General features: G+C 68.9%; 20 protein-coding genes and 2 pseudogenes. 11 read left to right on the top strand and 11 right to left on the bottom strand.

What is annotated here, in order from left to right; genetic code table 11:
* Nucleotides 1–3: 3 nt before the first annotated feature.
* Nucleotides 4–1416 (bottom strand): cation:dicarboxylate symporter family transporter, encoded by a 1413-nt coding sequence (locus ACWDEW_RS28645; RefSeq protein ID WP_450516241.1) that lies wholly within the window; start codon nucleotides 1414–1416, stop codon nucleotides 4–6.
* A 167-nt stretch (nucleotides 1417–1583) separates the two neighbouring features.
* On the opposite strand from ACWDEW_RS28645, the gene ACWDEW_RS28640 reads away from it, so the two are divergent.
* The 5 genes and pseudogenes from ACWDEW_RS28640 to ACWDEW_RS28620 all read left to right on the top strand — a co-directional run bounded on the left by ACWDEW_RS28640 (nucleotide 1584) and on the right by ACWDEW_RS28620 (nucleotide 7376).
* Nucleotides 1584–3296, top strand: a complete 1713-nt coding sequence (locus ACWDEW_RS28640; RefSeq protein ID WP_450516239.1) for a sensor histidine kinase — start codon at nucleotides 1584–1586, stop codon at nucleotides 3294–3296.
* Nucleotides 3293–3976 (top strand): response regulator, encoded by a 684-nt coding sequence (locus tag ACWDEW_RS28635; protein ID WP_450516238.1) that lies wholly within the window; start codon nucleotides 3293–3295, stop codon nucleotides 3974–3976. Before ACWDEW_RS28640 ends, ACWDEW_RS28635 begins: the two co-directional genes overlap by 4 nt.
* A gap of 211 nt (nucleotides 3977–4187) precedes the next feature.
* Nucleotides 4188–5565: pseudogene (locus ACWDEW_RS28630) on the top strand (extracellular solute-binding protein).
* A complete protein-coding gene (locus ACWDEW_RS28625; RefSeq protein WP_450516236.1) occupies nucleotides 5562–6533 on the top strand; it encodes a carbohydrate ABC transporter permease in 972 nt (323 codons plus the stop codon). Before ACWDEW_RS28630 ends, ACWDEW_RS28625 begins: the two are co-directional and overlap by 4 nt.
* A gap of 3 nt (nucleotides 6534–6536) precedes the next feature.
* Nucleotides 6537–7376 (top strand): carbohydrate ABC transporter permease, encoded by an 840-nt coding sequence (locus tag ACWDEW_RS28620; protein ID WP_450516234.1) that lies wholly within the window; start codon nucleotides 6537–6539, stop codon nucleotides 7374–7376.
* 97 nt (nucleotides 7377–7473) lie between these two features.
* Here ACWDEW_RS28620 and ACWDEW_RS28615 read toward each other — a convergent pair.
* Nucleotides 7474–7644 (bottom strand): annotated as a pseudogene (locus ACWDEW_RS28615) (IS3 family transposase); the annotation flags it as partial.
* Between the two features lies 1 nt (nucleotide 7645).
* Nucleotides 7646–7954, bottom strand: a complete 309-nt coding sequence (locus ACWDEW_RS28610; protein WP_450516232.1) for a transposase — start codon at nucleotides 7952–7954, stop codon at nucleotides 7646–7648.
* 519 nt (nucleotides 7955–8473) lie between these two features.
* On the opposite strand from ACWDEW_RS28610, the gene ACWDEW_RS28605 reads away from it, so the two are divergent.
* Nucleotides 8474–9196, top strand: a complete 723-nt coding sequence (locus ACWDEW_RS28605) for a helix-turn-helix domain-containing protein (protein ID WP_450516230.1) — start codon at nucleotides 8474–8476, stop codon at nucleotides 9194–9196.
* Between the two features lie 46 nt (nucleotides 9197–9242).
* Here ACWDEW_RS28605 and ACWDEW_RS28600 read toward each other — a convergent pair whose 3' ends face one another.
* On the bottom strand, nucleotides 9243–10268 hold the full coding sequence (locus ACWDEW_RS28600) for an ATP-dependent 6-phosphofructokinase (protein WP_450516228.1): 1026 nt from the start codon (nucleotides 10266–10268) through the stop codon (nucleotides 9243–9245).
* A gap of 200 nt (nucleotides 10269–10468) precedes the next feature.
* On the opposite strand from ACWDEW_RS28600, the gene pta reads away from it, so the two are divergent.
* The 3 genes from pta to pyk all read left to right on the top strand — a co-directional run bounded on the left by pta (nucleotide 10469) and on the right by pyk (nucleotide 15280).
* A complete protein-coding gene (gene pta, locus ACWDEW_RS28595) occupies nucleotides 10469–12568 on the top strand; it encodes a phosphate acetyltransferase (RefSeq protein ID WP_450516226.1) in 2100 nt (699 codons plus the stop codon).
* Nucleotides 12565–13776, top strand: coding sequence for an acetate kinase (locus ACWDEW_RS28590; RefSeq protein ID WP_450516225.1), 1212 nt, complete (start codon nucleotides 12565–12567; stop codon nucleotides 13774–13776). Before pta ends, ACWDEW_RS28590 begins: the two co-directional genes overlap by 4 nt.
* 73 nt (nucleotides 13777–13849) lie before the next feature.
* On the top strand, nucleotides 13850–15280 hold the full coding sequence (pyk, locus tag ACWDEW_RS28585) for a pyruvate kinase (RefSeq protein ID WP_450516223.1): 1431 nt from the start codon (nucleotides 13850–13852) through the stop codon (nucleotides 15278–15280).
* Nucleotides 15281–15379: 99 nt separating this feature from the next.
* Here pyk and ACWDEW_RS28580 read toward each other — a convergent pair whose 3' ends face one another.
* The 4 genes from ACWDEW_RS28580 to ACWDEW_RS28565 form a co-directional block, all read right to left on the bottom strand.
* Nucleotides 15380–16693 carry a hypothetical protein gene (locus tag ACWDEW_RS28580; RefSeq protein ID WP_450516221.1) on the bottom strand — a complete coding sequence of 438 codons (1314 nt, stop codon included), beginning with the start codon at nucleotides 16691–16693 and terminating at the stop codon, nucleotides 15380–15382.
* On the bottom strand, nucleotides 16683–17297 hold the full coding sequence (locus tag ACWDEW_RS28575) for a DUF6114 domain-containing protein (RefSeq protein ID WP_450516219.1): 615 nt from the start codon (nucleotides 17295–17297) through the stop codon (nucleotides 16683–16685). Before ACWDEW_RS28575 ends, ACWDEW_RS28580 begins: the two co-directional genes overlap by 11 nt.
* 117 nt (nucleotides 17298–17414) lie before the next feature.
* Nucleotides 17415–18050, bottom strand: a complete 636-nt coding sequence (locus ACWDEW_RS28570; RefSeq protein WP_019073132.1) for a DUF6230 family protein — start codon at nucleotides 18048–18050, stop codon at nucleotides 17415–17417.
* Between the two features lie 647 nt (nucleotides 18051–18697).
* Nucleotides 18698–19675, bottom strand: a complete 978-nt coding sequence (locus ACWDEW_RS28565; protein ID WP_450516217.1) for a tetratricopeptide repeat protein — start codon at nucleotides 19673–19675, stop codon at nucleotides 18698–18700.
* A 216-nt stretch (nucleotides 19676–19891) separates the two neighbouring features.
* Here ACWDEW_RS28565 and ACWDEW_RS28560 point away from each other — a divergent pair, with 216 nt between their 5' ends.
* Nucleotides 19892–20533: a TetR/AcrR family transcriptional regulator gene (locus ACWDEW_RS28560; RefSeq protein ID WP_450516215.1), complete on the top strand. Its 642-nt coding sequence runs from the start codon at nucleotides 19892–19894 to the stop codon at nucleotides 20531–20533.
* Nucleotides 20534–21053: 520 nt separating this feature from the next.
* Here ACWDEW_RS28560 and ACWDEW_RS28555 read toward each other — a convergent pair.
* Nucleotides 21054–22754, bottom strand: coding sequence for an acyl-CoA mutase large subunit family protein (locus tag ACWDEW_RS28555; protein WP_450516213.1), 1701 nt, complete (start codon nucleotides 22752–22754; stop codon nucleotides 21054–21056).
* Between the two features lie 136 nt (nucleotides 22755–22890).
* Between ACWDEW_RS28555 and ACWDEW_RS28550 the strand changes: the two genes are divergently transcribed.
* A complete protein-coding gene (locus tag ACWDEW_RS28550) occupies nucleotides 22891–23499 on the top strand; it encodes a hypothetical protein (protein WP_450516211.1) in 609 nt (202 codons plus the stop codon).
* Between the two features lie 43 nt (nucleotides 23500–23542).
* On the opposite strand, the gene ACWDEW_RS28545 is transcribed toward ACWDEW_RS28550, so the two are convergent.
* Both ACWDEW_RS28545 and ACWDEW_RS28540 read right to left on the bottom strand, forming a co-directional pair.
* Complete coding sequence (locus ACWDEW_RS28545; protein ID WP_200715382.1) at nucleotides 23543–23881, bottom strand: DUF3817 domain-containing protein; 339 nt, start codon at nucleotides 23879–23881, stop codon at nucleotides 23543–23545.
* Between the two features lie 88 nt (nucleotides 23882–23969).
* Nucleotides 23970–24479 (bottom strand): MarR family winged helix-turn-helix transcriptional regulator, encoded by a 510-nt coding sequence (locus tag ACWDEW_RS28540; RefSeq protein WP_019073137.1) that lies wholly within the window; start codon nucleotides 24477–24479, stop codon nucleotides 23970–23972.
* Between the last annotated feature and the right edge of the window lie 3 nt (nucleotides 24480–24482).

Here is a 24482-nt window from a genome sequence, read left to right as displayed (position 1 = left end):
GGGTCAGGCCTTGGCGAGTTCCTTCTCGCCGCCCTGCTCGGGCACTCCGTCGAGGTGCTCGTCGCTGTCCTCGTCGAGCAACGTCTTCTCGTCGAAGGGCAGTTCACCCGCGAGGACCCGGTTCACCCGCTCCTTGTCGACCTCGCCGGTCCAGGTGCCGATGAGCAGCGTGGCGACGGCGTTGCCGGCGAAGTTGGTGACGGCGCGGGCCTCGCTCATGAAGCGGTCGATGCCGATGATCAGGCCGACACCGTCGACCAGGGCCGGCTTGTGCGACTGCAGACCACTGGCCAGTACGGCGATACCGGAGCCGGAGACACCGGCCGCGCCCTTGGAGGCCACCATCATGAAGAGCAGCAGGCCGATCTGCTGGCCGATGTTCATCGGCTGGTCCATGGCGTCGGCAATGAACAGCGAGGCCATGGTCAGGTAGATCATCGTGCCGTCGAGGTTGAAGGAGTAGCCGGTCGGCACGGTGATGCCGACGACCGGGCGGCTGACACCCAGGTGCTCCATCTTCGCGATGAGCCGCGGCAGCGCGGACTCGGACGAGGAGGTGGAGACGATCAGCAGGAACTCCCGGCCGAGGTACCTCAGCAGCTGGAAGAGGTTGACCTTGGCGACCAGCTTGGTCAGCGTGCCGAGCACGACCACGATGAACAGGAAGCAGGTGACGTAGAAGCCGAGCATGATCGTGCCGAGCGCCTTGAGGGCGTCCATGCCGGTCTCGCCGATGACGGCTGCCATCGCTCCGAATGCACCGACGGGCGCGGCCCACATGATCATGCCGAGGATGCGGAAGACGAGCTTCTGGATGTACTCGACCCCGCGCAGCACCGGCTCGCCGGTCCGGCCCATGGCCTGCAGCGCGAAGCCCGCGAGGAGCGCGATCAGCAGGGTCTGCAGGACCTGGCCCTCGGTGAAGGCCGACACGAAGGTGGTCGGGATGATCCCGAGCAGGAAGTCGACGGGGCCCTCGGCGGCGGCCTGGGCCTGCGTGTGTCCGACGCCCTTGACGGCCTCGGTCAGGTGCATGCCGCTGCCCGGGTGGATGATGTTCCCGACGACCAGGCCGATGGCCAGCGCCACGAACGACATCGCGACGAAGTAGCCAAGCGCGAGTCCGCCGACCTTGCCGACCTGTGCGGCCTTCCGCACGGAGCCGACGCCGAGCACGATCGTGCAGAAGATGATCGGCGAGATCATCATCTTGATCAGCGAGACGAAGCCGGTACCGATCGGCTTCAGTTCCTTGGCGAAGTCGGGCGCGATGAACCCGACGGCGATGCCGAGGGCGACCGCGACGATCACCGCGATGTAGAGGTAGTGGGTACGGTCCCGCTTCGCGGGGGGTGCGGCAGGTGCGGGAGCGGTGCTGGCCACGGCTGCCCTCCTTGACGACGTCGTCGGCATCATCCGGCGTGCGGCTCACGACCGGCGGAATCCCGTTGTGCGGCTCACATCCGGGAAGATCCGGGAGATGGGGGCTCCCAGGGGGTTGCGGTGACTATCTCCCGGCTTGTGAGGCCGGTCACCCTTCCGTTCATTTAGTTCACGCCATGTCTGAGAGGCACACTGACGGCATGCGCCTCCCGCACGTCCCCCGCCCCCGCAGCCTCGCCGGTCAGCTCTTCGGCATGCAGGCCGTGCTGATAGCGGTCGTCGTCGCCGGGTACGCGCTGTTCACCTACGTCAGCGACCGCAGCCAGGCCGAGGACGCGGCCGGCCGCCAGGCCACGGCGGTGGCCCGCTCGGTCGCGGACTCCCCGTCGGTGGTCGCGGCGATCGGCACGTCCGACCCCACCGCGCACCTGGAGACGTACTCCCTGCGCGTCCAGCGCGACACCCAGGTCGACTTCGTCACGATCATGAACACCAAGGGCATCCGCTGGACCCACCCGGACCGGAACCAGATCGGCAAGAAGTTCCTCGGCCACATCAAGCCCGCGCTCAAGGGCAAGTCCTTCACCGAGACCTACACCGGTACGCTCGGCGCGTCCGTCCGCGCGGTCACCCCCATCTACGACACCGGGCACACCCGGATCATCGGCCTGGTCAGCGCCGGCATCCGGGTCGAGGCGATCACCCAGCGGGTGCAGGACCAGGTGACGGCCCTGATCGGGGTCGCGGCCGGCGCGCTGGCACTGGGTGCCGTAGGAACGTACGTCATCAACGCCCGCCTCCGCCGCCACACCCACAACATGAACGCGACCGAGCTGAGCCATATGCACGACTACCACCAGGCCGCGCTGCACGCGGTACGGGAAGGGCTGCTGATGCTCGACGGCCAGTACCGGGTGGCGCTCATGAACGACGGCGGGCGCGAACTCCTCGGAGTAACAGGTGACGTGGTCGGCCGCTCGGTCGCGGACCTGGGCCTGCCCGCACCACTGACGGGGGCGCTCCTGTCGTCGGAGGAACGGGTGGACGAGGTACATCTGACGGCGTCCCGGGTGCTGGTGGTGAACACCTCACCGGTGTCGGGCGGGGAGCGTCGGGGAACAGTGGTGACCCTTCGGGATGTCACCGAACTCCAGTCCCTGATGGGCGAGTTGGACTCGGAGCGCGGCTTCACCCAGGCGCTCCGCTCACAGGCGCACGAGGCGGCGAACCGCCTCCACACGGTCGTCTCGCTGATCGAGCTGGGCCGGGCCGAGGAGGCGGTGGACTTCGCGACGGCGGAACTGGAGCTGGCCCAGACCCTGACCGACCAGGTCGTCGCGGCGGTCAACGAGCCTGTGCTGGCTGCCCTGTTGCTGGGCAAGACGGCCCAATCGAACGAGCGGGGCGTGGAGTTGGTGGTGTCGGAGGACAGCGGATTGGACGACGGCCTGTTGCCGGACTCCTTGTCCGCACGGGACTTGGTGACGATCCTCGGGAATCTGATCGACAACGCGGTGGACGCGGCGCAGGGGAGCCTGCGGGCGCGGGTCACGGTGACTGCGCGGACGGAGGCGGACGCGACGGACTCCGGCTCCGGCTCCGGCTCGGGCTCGGAGCTGGTGCTGCGGGTGGCGGACACCGGGACGGGGGTGGACCCTGCCCACGCGGAGGCGGTCTTCCAGCGCGGCTTCTCGACGAAGCCGGCGGGACCGGGTGGCCGGGGGCTGGGGCTGGCGTTGGTCCGGCAGGCGGTGAACCGGCACGAGGGGACGTTGACGGTGGCCGAGGCGGAGGGGGGCGGGGCGGTGTTCGAGGTGCGGTTGCCGTTGTGGGGGACGACAGGTGAGGGCGAGGGCGAGACCGGTGTCCGGGCATCGTCCCAGGGTTCCGTTTCCGAAGGTGGTACCTCATGACTACGACCGACCCGATCCGCGTCCTCGTCGTCGAGGACGACCCCGTCGCCGCCGACGCGCACGTCATGTACGTGGGCCGGGTGCCGGGCTTCGTCGCGGTGGGCAAGGCGCACACGGGGGCGGAGGCGAGACGGGCGCTGGAGCGGACGCAGGTGGATCTGCTGCTGCTGGATCTGCACCTGCCGGACGCGCACGGCCTGCAACTGGCTCGGTCGCTACGGGCCGCCGGCTACCACGCGGACGTGATCGCGGTGACGTCGGCGCGGGATCTTGCGGTGGTGCGGGAGGGGGTGTCTCTGGGTGTCGTCCAGTACGTCCTGAAGCCGTTCACGTTCGCGACGCTGCGGGACCGGTTGGTGCGGTACGCCGAGTTCCACGCGGCGGCGGGCGAGGCGAGCGGCCAGGACGAGGTCGACCGCGCGCTGGCGGCTCTGCGTGCCCCTTCGCCTGCGGCGCTGCCGAAGGGGCTGAGCGCGCCGACCCTGGAGAAGGTGACGGTCGCTCTGCGGGACTGCGGGGAGGGGCTTACCGCGACAGGGGTGGCTGAGGCGGTGGGGATCTCCCGGATCACGGCTCGGCGGTACCTGGAGCATCTGGTGGAGGCGGGGAGGGCGGCGCGTAGTCCGCAGTACGGGACTGTGGGGCGGCCCGAGTTGCAGTATCGGTGGGTCAAGGGGTAGGCGGGCGGGGCGAGTTGGACGGCCGCGCGTAGCTCGCCCCGTCGGCGCCCGCTCCAGTCCGCCGACGCCTGCACCCGAGCCAACGCCCCCGCCGAAGCCGCTCTCGCCCAATCCCACGCAGACTCATTGACCTGACTAGACCACTCCACTTACCTTCACCGGGCAGCCATTCCCCAGGCCCAGGTCACAACGATGTGAGCCGTAGGAGGTCGTGCCCGTGCGCCCCACCGCCGTCGCCCTCGCAGCCATCTCAGCCCTAGCCCTCGCCGCAACAACCCTCACCGCCTGCGGCAGCGGTTCCGGCAGCAGCCCCGACACCGTCAAGATCTCCTTCAAGCAGTCGACGGACAACTCCATCAAGGTGATGGACACCTACCTCGCCGACATGAAGAAGCAGTTCGAGAAGCAGTACCCCGGCAAGAAGGTCGAGCTCGTCCCGATCAAGGCCCCGGACTCGGAGTACTACACCAAGCTCCAGCAGATGCTCCGCTCGCCGAAGACGGCCCCGGACCTGGTCTACGAGGACACGTTCCTCATCAACAGCGACATCACGTCCGGCTACCTCAAGCCCCTCGACTCCTACCTCTCCAAGTGGCCGGACTGGAACCAGTTCGTCGACACGGCGAAGTCGGCCGCGAAGGCCGAGGACGGGAAGACGTACGGCGTCCCGGACGGCACGGACACCCGCGGGCTCTGGTTCGACAGGGGAATCTTCAAGAAGGCCGGCCTGCCCGCGAATTGGCAGCCGAAGACGTGGGACGACGTCCTCGCCGCGGCCCGCACGATCAAGCAGAAGGTCCCGAACGTCACCCCCCCTCAACGTCTACACCGGCAAACCGGCCGGCGAAGCGGCCACCATGCAGGGCTTCGAGATGCTGCTCTACGGGACGAACGACGGCACCACGGACCCCCTTTACGACAAGTCGTCGAAGAAGTGGATCGCGGGAAGCCAAGGCTTCAAGGACGCCCTCTCCTTCGTCCACACGGTCTACAAGGAGAAGCTCGGCCCGGACGTGTCCGACGCCCTCGACCCCAACATCCAGACCTACGTGGCCGGTGAGCTCCTCCCCAAGGGCAAACTCGGCATCGCCCTGGACGGATCGTGGCTGCCGCAGGCGTGGTTGAAGGGCAGCGGTCACGAATGGCCGGACTGGTCAAAGGAGTTGGGCCTCGCGTACATGCCCACGCAGAACGGCCAGGCCCCCGGCAAGGTGAGCATGTCCGGCGGCTGGACCTGGGCGATCCCCTCCAAGGCCGGCAACCCCGACCTCGCCTTCGACTTCATCAAGACCATGCAGACGAAGGCGAACGCGGAGAAGTGGTACATCGCCAACTCCGGTATCTCCGTACGCAAGGACGTCGCCGCCGACCCCGCCTACGCCAACGCCCAGCCCGGCATCAAGTTCTTCACGGACCTGGTCGCGAGCACGCACTACCGCCCCGCCTACCCGGCGTACCCGAAGGTCTCCACCGCCATCCAGGAGGCGATGGAGGGCGTGACGACGGGCGACATGTCGGTTGACAAGGCGGCGAGTTCGTACGACGACGAGCTCAAGTCGGCCACGGACAACCAGGTCACCCAGAAGTGACCACCGCACCCCGGCAAGCGGCGGGCCCGGACGCGACGAAGTCCACCCCGGGCCCGGCCCTCCAACAGTCCGCGCACCAGCCGCCGAACCCCCGCAACGACCACCCCACCCTCCGCCGCGTCCTCACCCAACTCCTCCCCCTCTCCCCCGCCCTGACCCTCCTGCTCCTCTTCCTGGCCGTCCCGATCGGCTACTGCGCCTACATCGCCTTCACCGACCTCCAACTCACCGGCCAGGCCCACTCGTCCTTCGTGGGCTTCGCGAATTTCCGTACGGCCTTCAAGGACTCGGAATTCATCAACGCGGTATGGCTGACGCTGGTGTTCACGGTGTTGTCGTCGTTGATCGGCCAGAACACCCTGGGTCTGGCGCTCGCAACCCTCATGCAGCGCGCGTCAAAACCGGTCCGCACCCTCACCGGCGCGATCGTCATCACGGCCTGGGTCCTCCCGGAGGTCGTGGCCGGCTTCCTCCTCTACGCCTTCTTCCGCCGCGAGGGCACCCTGAACGCCATCCTGGACTGGCTCCATCTCCCGTCCCAGAACTGGCTGTTCACGCTCCCGATCCTGGCGGTGTCCTTCGCGAACGTGTGGCGGGGAACGGCGTTCTCGATGCTGGTCTACTCGGCGGCCCTCAACGAAATCCCCAAGGAGATCACGGAAGCGGCGGAAGTCGACGGCGCGGGCGGCTGGCGCCGGATGTGGCACATCACGCTCCCGATGATCCGCCGCTCGATCGGCACGAACCTCATGCTCAACACCCTCCAGACCCTCTCGGTCTTCGGCCTGATCTGGGTGATGACGAGAGGCGGCCCGGGAAACAAGAGCCAGACCCTCCCCCTCTACATGTACGAACAGGCCTTCCAGAACAGCATGATCGGCTACGCCACGGCGGTAGCCCTGCTCCTCCTCTTGGTCGGCTCCCTCTTCTCGGTGATCTACATGCGCCTGCTGCGAACGGAGGTCTGACCCATGGCCCTCCCCCTCTCCTCCCGCCGCAGAAGCCGACGCCTGGCCGCGGACGCGGGGCTGCTGGTGGTCGCGGCGACGTTCGCGCTCCCGCTGCTCTGGGTGATCCTGTCTTCCCTCGACGCCCACGCGAACCTCAAGGTGAAGGCCCCCGACGGCCTGACCCTCGACAACTTCCACGCGATCCTGAACTCGGACATCACCTTCACCCCCCTCCTCAACAGCCTGATCCTGTGCGGCTTCGGGACCCTGCTGACGGTGGTGTGCTCGGCGCTGGCGGCGTATCCGCTGTCCCGCTTCCGGTCGCGGCTCAATCGTCCGTTCCTACTGACGATCCTCTTCGCGACAAGCCTTCCGATCACGGCGATCATGGTGCCGGTGTACGCGTTGTTCGTGCAGGTGAACCTCATCGACACCATGCAGGGCACCATCTTCTTCTTCGCCGCCTCCCAACTCCCCTTCGCCATCTGGCTGATGAAGAACTTCATGGACGGCGTACCGCAGGAGTTGGAGGAAGCGGCGTGGACGGACGGCGCGTCGTCATTCCAGTCCCTCGTGCGGATCGTCCTTCCGCTGATGGGACCGGGCGTCGCGGTGGTGACCGTCTTCTCGTTCGTGATGATGTGGGGGAACTTCTTCGTCCCGTTCATGCTGCTGCTCACGCCGGACCAGATGCCGGCGAGCGTGAGCATCAACGAGTTCTTCGGGAATCGGGGGATGGTGGCGTACGGGCAGTTGGCGGCGTTCTCCGTCGTCTATTCGACACCGGTGATTTTGTTGTACGTGCTGGTGGCACGGCGGTTGGGTGGGGGGTTTGCTCTGGGCGGGGCGGTTAAGGGGTGAGTTCTTCGGTCCAGGCGCGGGCTTGGGCGGCTTCGGTGGGGGCATTGGCGCGGGTGTAGGCATTGGGGTCTGAAGCAGGTTCGGGTGACAGGTGTGGTCAGGAGGCCTGGAGGGCCGGTGTGGTCATGACGGTCTCGAATTCGACGGGGGTCAAGCGGCCGAGTGCGGCTTGTCTGCGGCGCCGGCGGTAGGTCCTCTCGATCCAGATCACGATCGCGATCCGGAGTTCTTCGCGGGTGGCCCAGGCACGGCGGTCGAGGACAGCTCTTTCACGAGCGGATAGATCCTTTTCCCGGCAGATGGGCCTGCGACAGGTAGGCCGCGGCCCGGCGCAGGACCTCGTTCTCCTGCTCCAGCAGCTTGATCCGCCGGCGTGCTTCCCGCAGTTCCGCGTTGTCCTGGCTGGTCGTTCCGGGCCTGGTCCCGTCTTCGATGTCCGCGCGACTCATCCATTTCCACAGCGTCATCGCGTGCACTCCGAAGTCGGCGGCCACCTGATCCACCGTCACGCCCGGGCCGCGGTTCCTCGCAACCCGTACGACGTCCTCGCGGAACTCTTGCGGACAAGGCCTGGGCACGGCGACATCCCTCCCACCCGCCCCACAGGGCAAGCCAGCTCAGATGTCACCCGATCGTGCGGCAGGGCCATCACCCGCAGCACATCCTCACCGACACCCGCGAAACCCTCCGCACCCTCATCCCAGACATCAAGGCCGGAAAAGCCGACCACCTCCTCTGACCCCCGTCCGCCGCCACCGTCGATATCCCGCCACCCCCCACTTCCCCCCACACCCGATCATCACCCCCACCACAAACGCACTCCCCTTCGACCCCCGCCCACACAACCGAAACCACCCCTCCACCCCCGACCCCTCGGCCAATGCCCCCCGCCCCGGCAAATGGCAAGGTAGAACGGCATATTCACCGCACCCCGGTCACCATCCGACTCCCCCAGCCACCACTCACCGTCACCACCCACCCCCGCCCCAGCCGCATTCGATCCCCCCCACCCGACCGAATCCGTACGTTCATACAATCCGTAATCCTGGCCGAACAGACCGTAGTCACCGCACCCAGGCGCCCCTAACTTGTGCCCCGTGCGCCGACCCCCAGCTCAACCCAGCCAGTCCACGCCGCCCACACCGCCGTTCAACGCCCCCGCCGCCCGCAGGCTCAGGACCGCCCTGAACATGGGTCCCGAACACGTCGCGTACGGAATGCGTGTCTCGTTCGGGCTGCCCTATGTCACTCCGGACCTGGTCATCGCCTGGGAGCGTGGGCTCACCGCTCCCTCCGGTCCCGAACTCACCGCGCTCGCAGGCGTGTTGTGGTGTTCCGCGAGTGAACTCATCGGCAGGCCACGCACGCTGCGTGAGCACCGGCTCGCCTGTGGCCTCGCGCCGGAGGACATCGCGCGTGCCGTCGGCCTCGAACTCCTCGTGTATCTGCGGATGGAGGAGAACGACGAGTGGCGCGGCACCGAGCGCCAGTCCGCCGCGCTCGCCGACGTGCTCGACCTCTCGTTGCCCGCCTTCATCAGCGTCACCGGACGCGACGCCAAGCTCGCGGAGCTGCTGCGGAGCGCGGTGACCACCCGCTGGCAGGCCTACGTGCGGCCGATCGGCAAAATGGTGCCCCTGGACCGGCGCCTCCTGGAGGACTCCCTCAGGGAGCTCCACGAGGACTACCAGGGGCAGATGCTCGCCACCCTCAGCTGGGCCGGCGGCAACTCCCCGGGCGACGCCGGCGAGGCCGGCCGCGACTTCCTCGACCAGATCATCGACCGCTTCTGGGCCATGGTCGAGAGGAGTGCCTACTGAACGCGCCGGACCGAACCGCCGCCGTATCGAACCCGCCGTACCGGATCTAGAAGACCGACTCCGCCTCGTCCATCCGGTCCTTCGGCACCGTCTTCAGCTCCGTGACCGCCTCCGCCAGCGGCACCATCACCACGTCCGTGCCGCGCAGCGCCGTCATCCGCCCGAACTCGCCCCGGTGCGCGGCCTCCACCGCGTGCCAGCCGAAGCGCGTCGCGAGGACCCGGTCGTACGCGGTCGGTACGCCGCCGCGCTGGATGTGGCCGAGGATGACCGGCTTGGCCTCCTTGCCGAGGCGGCGCTCCAGTTCGTACGCCAGTGCCGTGCCGATGCCCTGGAAGCGCTCGTGGCCGAACGCGTCGATCTCGCCCTTGCCGTAGTCCATGGAGCCCTCGGCGGGGTGCGCGCCCTCGGCGACGCAGACGACGGCGAAGCGCTTGCCGCGGGCGAAGCGGGCCTCGACCATCTTGACCAGGTCGGCGGGGTCGAAGGGGCGCTCGGGCAGGCAGATGCCGTGGGCACCCGCCGCCATCCCGGACTCCAGCGCGATCCAGCCCGCGTGCCGGCCCATGACCTCGACGACCATCACTCGTTGGTGGGATTCCGCGGTCGTCTTGAGGCGGTCCATCGCCTCCGTCGCGACCCCCACCGCCGTGTCGAAGCCGAAGGTGCGGTCCGTGGACGAGATGTCGTTGTCGATCGTCTTGGGGACCCCGACCACCGGCAATCCGGCATCCGACAGCATGCGCGCCGCGGTCAAGGTGCCTTCCCCACCGATCGGGATCAAGGCATCGATCCCGAAGTCGCGCGCGATGTCCAGCGCGTTCTCGCAGGCCTCGCGCAGCCGGTCGCGCTCCAGGCGGGAGGAGCCGAGGATCGTGCCGCCGCGGGCGAGGATGCCGCTGACGGCGTCGAGGTCGAGGGTGCGGTAGTGGCCTTCGAGCAGTCCGGCGTAGCCGTCCTCGAAGCCGATGACCTCGTCGCCGTAGTTGTCGACCGCTCGGTGCACGACCGATCGGATCACTGCGTTCAGGCCGGGGCAGTCGCCGCCTGCGGTGAGAACTCCGATGCGCATCGTGCTGTGTCTCCTGCTCGCTGTTGAGACCGGTGAGCCGGACCCGATTGTTTCATGTCCTCCAGGGCGCCGGCGCTCCCGTCGGACCGGAGGGCGTCGTAACCACCCCCGGAGGTATTGTCAAGAGGGTTCTGCTCACCTCGGTGGGCGATTTTTATGACCACCGGATGTGACCGCCGAAACGAAGCGAGGTAGCACGCGTGACCCGCAGCGTGTACGTGACCGGGATCGACCGCGGCGACGGCCGTCAGGTCGTCGAGCTGGGGGTCATGGAACTCCTGACCCGGCAGGTCGACCGGGTGGGGGTGTTCCGTCCGCTCGTCCACGACGATCCCGACCGGCTGTTCGAACTGCTGCGCGCCCGTTACCGGCTCTCCCAGGATCCGGCGACCGTCTACGGCATGGGCTACCACGAGGCGTCCGCCCTCCAGGCCGAGCAGGGCACGGACGAGCTGGTGTCGACGCTCGTCGAACGGTTCCATCTCGTCGCCCGTGACTACGACGTCGTCCTCGTCCTCGGCACCGACTTCGCGGACACCCAGTTCCCGGACGAGCTGGCCCTCAACGCCCGTCTCGCCAACGAGTTCGGCGCGTCCGTGATCCCGGTCGTCGGCGGGCGCAAGCAGACCGCCGAGTCCGTGCTCGCGGAGACGCGCAACGCGTACCGGGCCTACGACGGCCTCGGCTGCGACGTCCTCGCCATGGTCACCAACCGGGTCGCCCCCGAGGACCGGGAGGAGATCTCCCAGCGCCTCACCGCCCGGCTGCCGGTGCCCTGTTACGTCGTACCGGACGAGCCCGCGCTCTCCGCGCCGACCGTCGCGCAGATCACCCACGCCCTCGGCGGCAGGGTGATCCTCGGGGACGACTCGGGGCTCGCGCGGGACGCGCTGGACTTCGTGTTCGGCGGGGCGATGCTGCCCACCTTCCTGAACGCGCTGACGCCCGGCTGTCTCGTCGTCACCCCGGGCGACCGCGCCGACCTCGTCATCGGGGCGCTGGCCGCGCACAGCGCCGGCACCCCGCCGATAGCCGGCGTACTGCTCACTCTGAACGAGGTGCCGAGCGACGGGATCCTCACCCTCGCCGCCCGTCTCGCACCGGGCACCCCGGTGATCTCGGTGGCCGGGAACTCCTTCCCCACCGCCGGTGAACTCTTCGCCCTGGAAGGGAAGTTGAACGCGGCCACCCCGCGCAAGGCGGAGACCGCGCTCGGCCTCTTCGAGCGGTACGTCGACACCGGCGACCTGCTCAGGCGGGTCTCCGCGCCCAGCAGCGACCGCCTCACCCCGATGATGTTCGAGCACACGCTCCTGGAGCGGGCCCGCTCCGACAAGCGCCGGATCGTCCTCCCCGAGGGCACCGAGCCCCGCGTCCTGCACGCCGCCGAGGTGCTGCTGCGCCGGGGCGTCTGCGAGCTGACGCTGCTCGGCCCCGTGGACCAGATCCGCAAGCGCGCCGCCGACCTCGGCATCGACCTCAGCGCCGCCCAGCTGATCGACCCGGGGACCTCCGAACTCCGCGACCGCTTCGCCGAGACGTACGCCGAACTCCGCGCCCACAAGGGCGTGACCGTCGAGCTGGCCTACGACGTCGTCGCCGACGTGAACTACTTCGGCACCCTGATGGTGCAGGCCGGGCTGGCCGACGGGATGGTCTCCGGCGCCGTGCACTCCACGGCCGCCACCATCCGCCCCGCCTTCGAGATCATCAAGACCAAGCCGGACGCCGACATCGTCTCGTCCGTCTTCTTCATGTGCCTCGCCGACAAGGTGCTGGTGTACGGCGACTGCGCGGTCAACCCGGACCCGGACGCCGAGCAGTTGGCCGACATCGCCGTCCAGTCGGCCGCCACCGCCGAGCAGTTCGGGGTCGCGGCGCGGATCGCGATGCTGTCGTACTCGACGGGTACGTCCGGCTCGGGCGCCGACGTCGACAAGGTGCGCGAGGCCACGGAGCTGGTGCGGCTGCGGCGGGCCGATCTGCGGATCGAGGGGCCCATCCAGTACGACGCCGCCGTGGAGCCGAGTGTCGCCGCCACCAAGATGCCGGAGTCCGAAGTCGCGGGCCGGGCAAGCGTGTTGATCTTCCCCGACCTGAACACCGGCAACAACACCTACAAGGCCGTGCAGCGTTCGGCCGGCGCGATCGCCGTCGGGCCGGTGCTCCAGGGGCTGCGCAAGCCGGTCAACGACCTGTCCCGGGGCGCTCTCGTCTCCGACATCGTGAACACCGTCGCCATCACGGCGATCCAGGCGCAGAACCCGAAGACCCCGAACGAGAAGGCTCCCCAGCAGTGACCGCTACCCGTGTCCTCGTCCTCAACTCCGGCTCCTCGTCCGTGAAGTACCAGCTGCTCGACATGCGCGGCGGCGAGCGGCTGGCCCTGGGGCTCGTCGAGCGCATCGGCGAGGAGACCTCCCGGCTCAAGCACACCTGCGTCACGACCGGTGCCGTACGGGAGTCGATCGCGCCGATCGCCGATCACGAGGCCGCCCTGAAGGCCGTAGCGGAGCAACTGGCCGCGGACGGGCTCGGGTTGGACTCTCCCGAGCTGGCCGCCATCGGGCACCGGGTCGTGCACGGCGGGCAGACCTTCACCGCGCCCACCGTCATCGACGACGCGGTGCTCGCGGAGATCGAGCGGCTGATACCGGTGGCTCCGCTGCACAATCCGGCGAACCTGGTCGGGATCCGGACCGCGACGGCGCTGCGGCCCGATCTGCCGCAGGTGGCCGTGTTCGACACCGCGTTCCACACGACGATGCCGGAGTCGGCCGCGCGGTACGCGATCGACGTGGCGACCGCCGACGCGTACCGGATCCGGCGGTACGGGTTCCACGGGACCTCGCACGCGTATGTGTCCCGGGCGACGGCGAAGCTGCTGGGGAAGGCGCCCGAGGACGTGAACGTCATCGTGCTGCATCTCGGGAACGGGGCGTCCGCCTCGGCCGTGCGAGGCGGTCGGTGCGTGGACACCTCCATGGGGCTGACCCCGCTGGAGGGGCTGGTGATGGGGACCCGGTCGGGAGACCTGGATCCGGCCGTCATCTTCCATTTGATGCGTGTTGGCGGAATGTCCACCGATGAGATCGACACTCTTCTCAACAAGAAGAGCGGTCTGATCGGGTTGTGCGGGAACAACGACATGCGCGAGATCCGGCGCCGGATCGACGAGGGCGACGAACGGGCGGAACTGGCCGTCGACATCTACATTCACCGTTTGAAGAAGTACATCGGCGCCTACTGCGCGGTACTGGGCCGGGTGGACGCCGTCGCCTTCACTGCGGGAGTCGGGGAGAACGACAGCGACGTACGGGAAGCCGCCGTCGCGGGCCTGGAGCTGCTGGGGCTTGAGGTCGACGGCGCGCTGAACGCCGTACGGAGTGACGAGCCGCGGCTGATCTCGCCGGCGACGTCACGGGTCGCGGTCGCGGTGGTGCCGACGGACGAGGAATTGGAGATCGCCACACAGACCTATGCACTGGTCGGAAATTACAACGCCTGAGCGCATGCCCGCCCATTTGTATCTTCCGCCAGACGGAATATTCCGTAGCGAAACAAACCGATAGGATCGTCCCATGCGCCGTTCGAAAATCGTCTGTACTCTCGGCCCCGCGGTCGACTCCCACGAACAACTGGTGTCGCTGATCGAGGCCGGCATGAATGTGGCCCGCTTCAATTTCAGCCACGGCACCCACGCCGAGCACCAGGGCCGGTACGACCGCGTCCGTGCCGCGTCCAAGGAGACCGGCCGTGCCATCGGCGTCCTCGCCGACCTGCAGGGCCCGAAGATCCGTCTGGAGACCTTCGCCGAGGGTCCCGTCGAGCTGGTGCGCGGTGACGAGTTCACCATCACCACCGAGGACGTCCCGGGCGACAAGACCATCTGCGGTACGACGTACAAGGGCCTGCCCGGTGACGTCTCCCGCGGCGACCAGATCCTGATCAACGACGGCAACGTCGAGCTGAAGGTCCTGAGTGTCGAGGGCCCCCGGGTGAAGACGATCGTCATCGAGGGCGGCGTCATCTCCGACCACAAGGGCATCAACCTGCCCGGCGCGGCCGTGAACGTGCCCGCGCTGTCCGAGAAGGACGTCGAGGACCTGCGCTTCGCGCTGCGGATGGGCTGCGACATGGTCGCCCTGTCCTTCGTGCGCGACGCGAGCGACGTGTACGACGTTCACAAGGTGATGGACGAGGAGGGCCGCCGGGTCCCCGTCATCGCCAAGGTGGAGAAGCCGCAGGCGGTCGCGAACATGGAGGCCGTGGTCGCGGCCTTCGACGCGGTGATGGTGGCCCGCGGCGACCTCGCCGTCGAGTACCCGCTGGAGAAGGTCCCGATGGTGCAGAAGCGCCTGGTGGAGCTGTGCCGGCGCAACGCCAAGCCGGTGATCGTGGCGACCCAGATGATGGAGTCGATGATCACCAACTCCCGCCCCACGCGCGCCGAGGCCTCCGACGTGGCCAACGCGATCCTGGACGGCGCGGACGCGGTCATGCTGTCCGCCGAGTCGTCGGTGGGCGCCTACCCGATCGAGACCGTGCAGACGATGTCGAAGATCGTCCAGGCGGCCGAGGAGGAGCTGCTCAGCAAGGGCCTGCAGCCGCTCGTGCCGGGCAAGAAGCCGCGTACGCAGGGCGGTTCGATCGCGCGTGCCGCGTGCGAGATCGCCGACTTCCTCGGCGGCCGGGCCCTGGTGGCGTTCACGCAGTCCGGTGACACCGCCCGCCGGCTGTCCCGCTACCGCGCCTCGCAGCCGATCGTCGCCTTCACCACCGACGAGGGCACCCGCAACCAGCTGACGCTCAGCTGGGGCGTGGAGTCGCACGTGGTGCCGTTCGTGAACAGCACGGACGAGATGGTCGACATGGTGGACGGCGAGATCGCCAAGATCAACCGCTTCAACCCGGGCGAGACCGTCATCATCACCGCCGGCTCGCCCCCCGGCGTGGCCGGCACGACGAACATGCTCCGCGTCCACCACCTCGGCGGCGGCGAGGGCAACTGACGCACCGCTGAAGGCTCTTGTACGGCGCTGAGGGCGCCCCCTGGGAAAAGGGGGCGCCCTCAGTTCGTGCGCGGCTCCCGAACGGGCTTGTGGGGACGCTCAGTCCTGGTAGCTCTGCAGCCCCGGGACGGTCAGCGTGCCGCCGAACTGGCCTGCCTGGACCACCTTCACCTTGGTGAAGTAGATCAGCGGGATGTTCAGCGGGGGCGGGTTGTCCGGGTCGAACGTGATCGGGATCAGTCCGAACAGGTTGCCCGAGATGGACTCCGTGTACATCACGGTGTCGCCGTCGCGGATCGTGGAGGTCGAGCCGGAGGCCGCCTTCACGTGGTACGTCTTGCCGGACTGCTTGTCGTTCACCGTCTGGTGCAGGTCGCCGATGTCGGTGCCGCCGGAGATGACGTACTTCAGGACCTTCTTGACCTTGCCGCTGGCGGTCTTCACCTCGACGACGCCCTTGTAGTCGGCGCCCTTGAGCAGCAGCGAGCTGGCGTTCAGGTACCAGGGGTCGTCGGGCACCAGGATCTTGTTGTCGACGCCGCTGGTGTCGTCCGTGGCGACCGGGCAGTCCGAGGTGTCGGCGCTCGCGCTCGCGGACGGGCTGGGGGTGGCCGTGGCGGTGGCCGTGTCCGCTGCGGCCTTGGTGGCCGCGTCGGCCGCCTTGGTCGCCGTGTCGGTGGTGTCCTTCACGGTGTTCTCGACCGTGTCGGTGACCTTCTTGGTGGTGTCCTTGACGGTGTCGGACGCGCTGGAGGAGCCGTCGTCGGAGCCCGTCGAGGCGGACGCGGACGCGGTGGGCGTCGGCGTGGCACTCGCCGTGGAGTCCGAACTCGACGAACCGCCGGTGAGGATGCCGGTGATGGCGTCGCCGATGGTGTCCAGCAGGTTGCCGCTGCTCGCGGACGCGGAGGGCGTCGCGGTGGCGGTGCTGCTCGACGAGCCGCTCGTGTCGGTCGACTTGCTCGCCGAGGCGGACGGCGTGGGCGTGGCCGTGTCGTCGGAACCCGAATCCGACGAAGAGGTCTTGCCCGTGTCCTTCGTGCCGGAGTCCGTCGCGGTCGCCGAGGGCGTCGCGTCGTCCTTCGCGGAGTCGCTCGCACTGGTGGACGGCGACGCCGAAGGAGTGGCACTGGCCGTCGACCCGGCGAGGGCCGAGACACAGTCCTTGTACTCGTCGGCGGTCAGGCTCTTCGACGACGGCGAGGTCGTCGAGCCGTTGTCGGCCAGCGCCAGGGAGGACGTGAAGCCCATCCCCATGATGACGGCGGTCGGCATCGCCACCGTGGCTATCGCCTTGCCGGCGGGCATGTGGAGCCTGGTGAACAGCGGCTTCTTGGGCGCCGCGTGCCGCGGCCCGGTTCTCACACGGGACGCGTCCACGTCAGTCCCGTGGGTCACCTCGTCAGCCGGCACTGTGCCTCCCGTTCGCCCCGTTGTTCACCGGGCTCGTTCCTGACAGATCCTTGGGCTCGTCCGCGTCGTCGGCGGACTCGTGCGGCGCTGACTCGTGCGGCGCGGCTTCGTAGTACGACGCGGACTCGTGCGGCGCGGCCTCGTACGGTGCGGCTGCGGGCGTACCGCCCTCTCCCTGCGTGTCCTCGGCCACCGCCTGCGGCTCCGGCGGTGCGCCCGGCGCCCACGACACGGCCAGCGCCCCGCCGACCATGGCGAGGAGGAAGCCGATGAGGAAGCCGCCGAGGTTGGACACGGGGATGGACACCAGCGCCAGCAGAATCGCCGCGACACCCGCGAAGGTGCGCACGTGCTTCTGGAACCAGAGGCTGAAGCCCAGGACGACGAGCAGTACACCGATGATCAGGGACCCGGCGCCCGCAGTGGTGGCCATCGCCAGCGTCAGATGCCCGATCTGGAGATGCGCGTACGGGAAGTAGGCGATCGGGAGTCCGCCGAGCATGACGTACAGACCGGCCCAGAACGGCCTCGTGCCACGCCAGGCACGGAACTGCAGCCTCCGGCGGGTGAACTGGCCGGGTGCGGCAGGAGTCTCGGCGCTCATGGAAAACAGCTCCCTGGTACGGCGTTGCTGTGGTGGAGAGTTGCACCTCGTGTGAAGGTGCGGGTGGAAGATGGACGGGCGGGGGCGCCACCGGCTCCCCCGCCCGCCGTCACGTGCCTAGTAGCACTCGTGGGTGCCAGTCGACACCGACATCTTCAGCCCGCTGAGCTTGAAGGTTCCGGCAGTGGTGGCCCACGCCGTCTGCTTCACGTTGGTCAGCGTGGCCGACTCTGCCTGCTGGGCGAATCCGTACGGGTTGGCAGCCTCGCTGCCGCCCTTCATGCCCGGACCCTTGGTCGCGTTGCCCGCGGCCACACCGATGTCGATGTTGTGGAACACCGCATCGGCGCTGAGGTCCTGGACGTCGATGTACAGGTTCTCGGCCTGGACCGGCGTACCGTCGCCGCCGGCCTTCAGCACGAGGCTGACCGATCCGAAGATCGGGATGTTCGGGGTGACCACCGACTGGCACATGTTGGTGATCGAGGCGGACTTGAACGCCGAGACGGCGACGGGGTGAGCCGTCTTGCTGCCGTCCAGGTTGTAGCCCGAGTCCAGGGCTCCGTACTGCGTGAAGCCCGTGCCGTCGAGCTGGTCGGCCGTCACCTTGAACGACTGGCCGGAAACACTGAACGACGCGGCAAGAGCGCCCTGCGCGAGGGCGACACCTATACACGCCGTAGCGGCGACGCTGGGCACCATGACCACAGCGAAGCGCTTCCATCTCGTCCCGCCACGCACCTGGGACTCCATATTTCCTCCTTCTCGGACGTACATCTCCTGGCCCTGACTGCCCCCAGATGGCGGCTCAGCCGGGCAGGGATGGGAGAAGTGCTACGTCCTCGGGAAGGGGAGCGCCTGTACCCGGAGGCGCGAACCCGCGCACCGATCACCGGCGATCACCCCCGAGCGACAACCACTGGTCGCGCCTGACGCACATCACGCACAACCTTGCTGGACAGGCTCCGCCGTACGGCGAAGACCCCCCTGCCCAAGAGCCGACTCCATTGTTTCCGGCTCTACTCGGTGGGGACCCAGGAGACCCCGTCGACCCGACCGGCTGTCGGGGTACGGAAACGGACCGAGCGTCGCCGATCGTGGTGCATTCTCGCCGCCCGCACAAGGGGCTTCGTTACTGGGTAGTAACGACCGGATAACCGAACAACGACCCGCCGGTATCGACCGGCGACGCTGGGTGTCATCGTGGGCCAGGACAAAACCGTTGATCCTCGGACGGAATCCGACAGAACAACGGCTCCGGCTTACTCCAAGTAACAGCGACCGCGATTACCAAGATTTGGTAAAGCGCGGTCGCAGTGACACTCCGTCGGCAAATCTTTCACACCGGCAACACCGTTCCCGAGGTTTACCGACTGGTCAGAACCGGCCCCGGACCCCGCTCAGAACAGCGCCCGCGCCAGCGCCCGCCGGGCCGCCGTCACCCTCGGGTCGTCGGCCCCGACGACCTCGAACAGCTCCAGCAGCCGCACCCGTACGGTGTCCCGGTCGTCACCCGCCGTGCGCCGCACGGTGTCGATCAACCGCCCGAAGGCGTCCTCGACATGACCGCCCACCAGATCCAGGTCGGCGGCGGCGATCTGCGCCGGCACGTCACCCGGCTTCTCGGCGGCCTCCGTGCGCACCTGCTGGGGGTCGAGCACCGACACCCGCTGCAGCAACTCGGCCTGCGCGAGCCCGAGCTTGGCCTCCGAGTTGCCCGGGTCGTCGCTCAGCACGTTCTTGTACGCCTGCACGGCCCCGCCGAAGTCCCCCGCGTCCAGGGCCTGTACGGCGGCTTCCAGCAGGCCGTCGTAGGGACCGGCCGGCACCTCGGCCGCGGCCTCGGGCCGCTCTCCCGGTACGGCCTCCGGGTCGACGTCAAGACCGGTGAGACCGAAGCGCTGCTCGGCGACCTGGATCAACTGGTCGAGGGTCTGGCGGATCTGCGGTTCGGCGGCGGCCCCCTGGAAGAGCGGCAGCGCCTGGCCGGCGACCACCGCGAAGACGGCCGGGATGCCCTGCACCCCGAACTGCTGCATCAGCATCTGATTGGCGTCGACGTCGATCCTGGCAAGGACGAAGCGCCCGTTGTAGTCGAGGGCGAGCCGCTCCAGGACCGGGCTCAGCTGCTTGCACGGCTCGCACCACTCGGCCCAGAAGTCGATGACGACCGGGACCTCGGTGGACCGCTGCAGGACCTCGCTCTCGAAGCCCGCCTCATCTACGTCGATCACAAGATCGGCCGGCGAGACGGCTCCGCCACCGCCCTGCCTGGCGGATTCGGCGCGCGCCTGCTCCGCCTTGGCCTTGGCCTCCTGGGCCGCCTTCACCGCGGCGAGGTCGACGACTCCGCTCATGGACATGTTCCGTGGCTGCATGCGTCTATCCTCCCCCGTCCGCGCGTGTGAATGAAAAGCGTTGTGAAAGCCGGTCCGGTCAGTGCTGTTCGGCAGGTTCTGTACGGCGTCGGGTCCCCACCCCACGCCCGTGGTTTCGCTACGGGTCGTAGCGTAATGGTGCCCGGTGTCTCGCGGAAAGGGATACCCCGTGATCTCCCTCACTGCACCACAGGAACCGCCGGTTATGGTCAGGGGATGCAGAGCCGCACTCCCGTCCCTCGCGCCGCGGGCCGCCCCCGCAGCACCACCGCGGACACCGCGATCCTCGCGGCCACCCGGGAGGCGCTCGTCGAACTCGGCTGGTCCAAGCTCACGTTGGGAGACGTGGCGACCCGCGCCGGGGTGGCGAAAACGACCCTCTACCGCCGCTGGGCGGGCAAGAACGAACTCGTCGTCGACGCCGTCGCCGAACTCTTCGACGAACTGGAACTCCCCGACCGCGGCACCCTGGCCGCCGACATCGAGGGCGTCGTCCTCCAGTTCGCGGCGATCCTGGCCCGCCCCGAGGCCAAGAGCGGACTGATGGCGGTGGTCGCCGAGTCCGTCCGCGACGACGCCCTGCGCGAACGTATCCGCGAGTCGATCGTCGACCGGCAGAAGTGCCTGGTCGTGGAGGGCAGGGCCCGCGCCCAGGCCCGCGGCGAACTGCCCCCCGAATCGGACCCGTTGGAAGCCGCCCGCACCGCCGACCTGATCTTCGACGTGGTCGCCGGCGCGGTCGTCCACCGCACCCTGGTCAGCGCGGAACCGGCCGACGAGGACTGGGTCCGCAGCTTCACCCAGGTCCTGCTGCTCGGCCTGACCTCGCTCAGCGGGGCTCAGGCGCCTCAGCGCTAACGCCGGTCCGGCGGATCAAGCCGCAGGAGAGCGGCGGGACCTGATCGGCGCCGGCGAGTGGGGCCCGGTGCGTTCAACTGCAAGGCGGAGGAAACGTCGACATCAGCGGCTCCGCCGCGGGCGACGCGGTGGAGGCACCTCCCGGCCGAAGGCTGGGCAACGTCGGCGACCGACGACAACGCCGCTGGGGGTCCCCCACGCCTTTGAGGCAGTGGCGGCACGTGCCACGCCCCGCGTCCGCGACAGGACCCGCCGGGCAGGTCCTGGCGCCGGTCCGCGGACCAAGCCGCAGGAGAGCAGCGGCACCTGAGCGGCGGCCGTCGCCGCGGGGCGACGCGACGGGGTCCCCTCGCGAGGTCGTTTCGAGCGCGGAGGAGTAGACGAGTGACGGCGACGGCGCCCCGGGTCCCCCACGCCCTCAAGGCAGTTGGGGACCGCGGCCGACTCCCCGCGTCCACGCCAGGACCCGCCGGACGGGCCCTGGCGCCCTGGCGCTCTGCGAGCCGGCGGGCTCGGTGTACTAGAACCCGGCGGGCTCCGTGTAGACCCCCCACTCCTCCCGCAGCACCCCGCAGATCTCGCCCAGCGTCGCCTCGGCCCGCGTCGCGTCCAGCATCGGGCCGATCATGTTCGACCCGTCCCGCGCGGCGGCGAGCATCGCGTCCAGCGCCGCCGCCACGGCCGCCTCGTCCCGCGCACCCTTCCGCGCCCCCAACTCCCGGACCTGGTCCCGCTCCACCTCGTGGCTGACCCGCAGGATCTCCAGGTCCCCGGTGACCGACCCGTGGTGCACATTGACGCCCACGACCCGCTTGTCGCCCTTCTCCACGGACCGCTGGTACTGGAAGGCGGCCTCGGCGATCTCGCCGGTGAACCAGCCGTCCTCGATCCCGCGCAGGATCCCGGAGGTGATCGGCCCGATCGGGTGCTGCCCGTCCGGGTGGGCCCGCAGCCCGCGCTCCCTGATCTGCTCGAAGATCTTCTCGGCGTCCGCCTCGATCCGGTCGGTGAGCTGCTCGACGTACCACGAACCGCCCAGCGGATCGGCCACGTTGGCGACCCCGGTCTCCTCCATCAGCACCTGCTGCGTGCGCAGCGCGATCTCCGCGGCCTGCTCGCTGGGCAGCGCGAGGGTCTCGTCCAGGGCGTTGGTGTGCAGCGAGTTGGTCCCGCCGAGCACCGCCGCGAGCGCTTCGACCGCCGTACGGACGACGTTGTTGTACGGCTGCTGCGCGGTCAGCGAGACGCCGGCGGTCTGGGTGTGGAAGCGCAGCCACTGCGCCTTCTCGGACCTGGCGCCGTAGACGTCCCGCATCCAGCGAGCCCAGATCCTGCGTGCCGCGCGGAACTTGGCGATCTCCTCGAAGAAGTCGACGTGCGCGTCGAAGAAGAAGGACAGGCCGGGCGCGAACACGTCCACGTCCAGGCCCCGGGACAGGCCGAGTTCGACGTACCCGAAGCCGTCGGCCAGCGTGTACGCCAGCTCCTGCGCGGCCGTGGAGCCGGCCTCGCGAATGTGGTAGCCGGAGACGGACAGCGGCTTGTAGGCGGGGATGCCGGTCGCGCAGTACTCCATGAGGTCGCCGATGAGGCGCAGATGCGGCTCCGGCTGGAAGAGCCACTCCTTCTGGGCGATGTACTCCTTGAAGATGTCCGTCTGGAGCGTGCCGTTGAGGACGGCCGGGTCGATGCCCTGCCGTTCGGCGGCGACGAGGTACATGCAGAAGACGGGGACGGCGGGCCCGCTGATGGTCATGGAGGTCGTCACGTCACCGAGCGGGATGTCCTTGAAGAGGACCTCCATGTCGGCGGCGGAGTCGATCGCGACCCCGCAGTGCCCGACCTCGCCGAGCGAGCGCGGGTCGTCGGAGTCGCGGCCCATGAGGGTCGGCATGTCGAAGGCGACGGAGAGTCCGCCGCCGCCGTTGGCCAGGATCTTCTTGTAGCGCTCGTTGGTCTGCTCGGCGTTGCCGAACCCGGCGAACTGCCGGATCGTCCAGGTCCGCCCCCGGTAGCCCGTGGCGTGCAGCCCGCGCGTGTAGGGGTATTCGCCGGGCCATCCGATCCGCTCGAAGCCGTCGTACCGGTCCCCGGGGCGTGGTCCGTACACCGGCTCCACGGGATCGCCGGAGAGCGTGGTGAAGTCGGCCTCGCGCTTGCGTGCGGCGTCGAACCGGGCCTGCCAGCGTCGGCGGCCCTCTGCGATGGCGTCAGCGTCCATGCTTCGAATTTACTTGGACGTCCTAGTAAATGTCGAGGATCGCCCCTCGGGGGTATCGGGCCACCCGATCCGAAACGAGCGCAAGGCGGGGTGCTACACACAGACGTGCTGTCCGACGCGAGGGAGGCCAGACGGAGTGCCACGCTTTACGGAGTTCGACTTCGGCGTGTCGTGGGTGATGGGGTTCTTCCATCAGGACGGGACCCACTACGGGGACACGGCCGCCGAGATCGTCGCGAACCACCTCGTGGGGGCGAGCAGTGAGGCGGCCCTGGCGGTGCGCCGTGACGCGCGGGCGCTCGGCAACCTCCCCTCGCCGACGCTGGAGGTGCTCTGGAACGCCGGGGCGGAGTACCTGCCGAGTTTCGAGACGCGGCTCGGCAGCGGGGCGGAGTGGACGCGGGCGCTCGCCGGCCTCTGCGACGCGCGGCTGTCCGCGGAAGCCGGTGTACGCCCGCTCGCGGGAGCGGACACGGAGGACGGCGCGGCCTGCCTCGACGCGGTCGTCGCCGAGATCGAGGAGAACCGGTTCCTGGCGGCCGAGGTGCGGGCGGCGCTGGTCGACTGCGCGCGCCGTTGCACTCCGGAGCTGGCGTTCCGGGTGCTGTTGAGGGCGTTGGTCCGCGCCTGGCCGGACGCCTCGTTGTCCCCGGGCCAGTACCGGCGGCTGGAGGCCGTCGGATCGGCTCTCCAGTACGGCGAGTTCGTGGTGGACAACGTCAGGTTCCTGGTCGAGGAGCCCTGACAGCGGCCCAGGGGCCCGCACGCGGCCGAGTGCGGGCCGGTCGCTACGCCTTCGCGGCGACCGGAGTCGGCTCGACGATCTTCGACTCCAGCTCGTGGCTGATCTTCCGCTCCACGAAGAAGGCGGCCGTCGGGATCGTCCCCGCGAGCAGCACCCAGAGCTGCTTGCCGACCGGCCACTTCGCCTTGGAGCCCAGGTCGAACGCGAAGAGCAGGTAGACGACGTACAGCCAGCCGTGCGCGATGGCGACGACCTCGGTGAAGCTTCCGGCACCGTCGATCTTGAGGAGGTACTTGGCGATCATGCTGAGGCACAGCAGGACCAGCAGGACACCCGTGACGTACGCCATGACGCGGTAGCGGGTCAGCACGCTCTTTTTCATGAGGACGAGCGTAACGACCGGTTCCGGGCGATCTTTCCCCGGGGCGGCCCTCGTCCTCTGCCCCAGTCGGTCCTCGTCCTTTGCCGGGTCAGTCCTCGTCGAAGTCCGCCGCCGCGACCCTCAGCGGCCGCAGCATCGCGAAGATCTCGGCGCACTCCTCGGCGTCGTAGGCGCTCAGCCCGAAGTCCATCTCCATCAGGTCGCGGGTGGCCGCGTCGCAGACCTCGCGGCCCTTGTCGGTGATGGAGGCGAGGGTGCCGCGGCCGTCGTTGGGGTTGGGGCGCTTGTCGACGAGCCCGGATCTGACCAGCCGGTCCACGGTGTTGGTGACGGACGTGGGATGCACCATGAGCCGCTCGCCGATCTTCGACATCGGCAGCTCACCCGCCTTGGAGAAGGTGAGCAGCACCAGCGCCTCGTACCGCGCGAAGGTCAGTCCGTACGGTTTGACGACCGCGTCGACCTCGGCGAGCAGGATCTGCTGTGCCCGCATGATCGAGGTGATGGCGGCCATCGACGGTACGTTTCCCCAGCGCTGCTTCCAGTGTTCGTCGGCACGGGCGATGGGGTCGAAAGGGAGACTGAGCGGCTTCGGCACGTC

The organism is Streptomyces sp. NPDC001100, assembly GCF_053598575.1.
This window is presented reverse-complemented; position numbering and strand designations above follow the sequence as displayed.

Coding starts and splice junctions, on each gene's coding strand:
- ACWDEW_RS28645 (WP_450516241.1), bottom strand. CDS start 1,416: ATGATGCCGACGACGTCGTCAAGGAGGGCAGCCGTGGCCAGCACCGCT.
- ACWDEW_RS28640 (WP_450516239.1), top strand. CDS start 1,584: ATGCGCCTCCCGCACGTCCCCCGCCCCCGCAGCCTCGCCGGTCAGCTC.
- ACWDEW_RS28635 (WP_450516238.1), top strand. CDS start 3,293: ATGACTACGACCGACCCGATCCGCGTCCTCGTCGTCGAGGACGACCCC.
- ACWDEW_RS28620 (WP_450516234.1), top strand. CDS start 6,537: ATGGCCCTCCCCCTCTCCTCCCGCCGCAGAAGCCGACGCCTGGCCGCG.
- ACWDEW_RS28600 (WP_450516228.1), bottom strand. CDS start 10,268: ATGCGCATCGGAGTTCTCACCGCAGGCGGCGACTGCCCCGGCCTGAAC.
- pyk (WP_450516223.1), top strand. CDS start 13,850: ATGCGCCGTTCGAAAATCGTCTGTACTCTCGGCCCCGCGGTCGACTCC.
- ACWDEW_RS28575 (WP_450516219.1), bottom strand. CDS start 17,297: ATGAGCGCCGAGACTCCTGCCGCACCCGGCCAGTTCACCCGCCGGAGG.
- ACWDEW_RS28570 (WP_019073132.1), bottom strand. CDS start 18,050: ATGGAGTCCCAGGTGCGTGGCGGGACGAGATGGAAGCGCTTCGCTGTG.
- ACWDEW_RS28565 (WP_450516217.1), bottom strand. CDS start 19,675: ATGCAGCCACGGAACATGTCCATGAGCGGAGTCGTCGACCTCGCCGCG.
- ACWDEW_RS28560 (WP_450516215.1), top strand. CDS start 19,892: ATGCAGAGCCGCACTCCCGTCCCTCGCGCCGCGGGCCGCCCCCGCAGC.
- ACWDEW_RS28555 (WP_450516213.1), bottom strand. CDS start 22,754: ATGGACGCTGACGCCATCGCAGAGGGCCGCCGACGCTGGCAGGCCCGG.
- ACWDEW_RS28545 (WP_200715382.1), bottom strand. CDS start 23,881: ATGAAAAAGAGCGTGCTGACCCGCTACCGCGTCATGGCGTACGTCACG.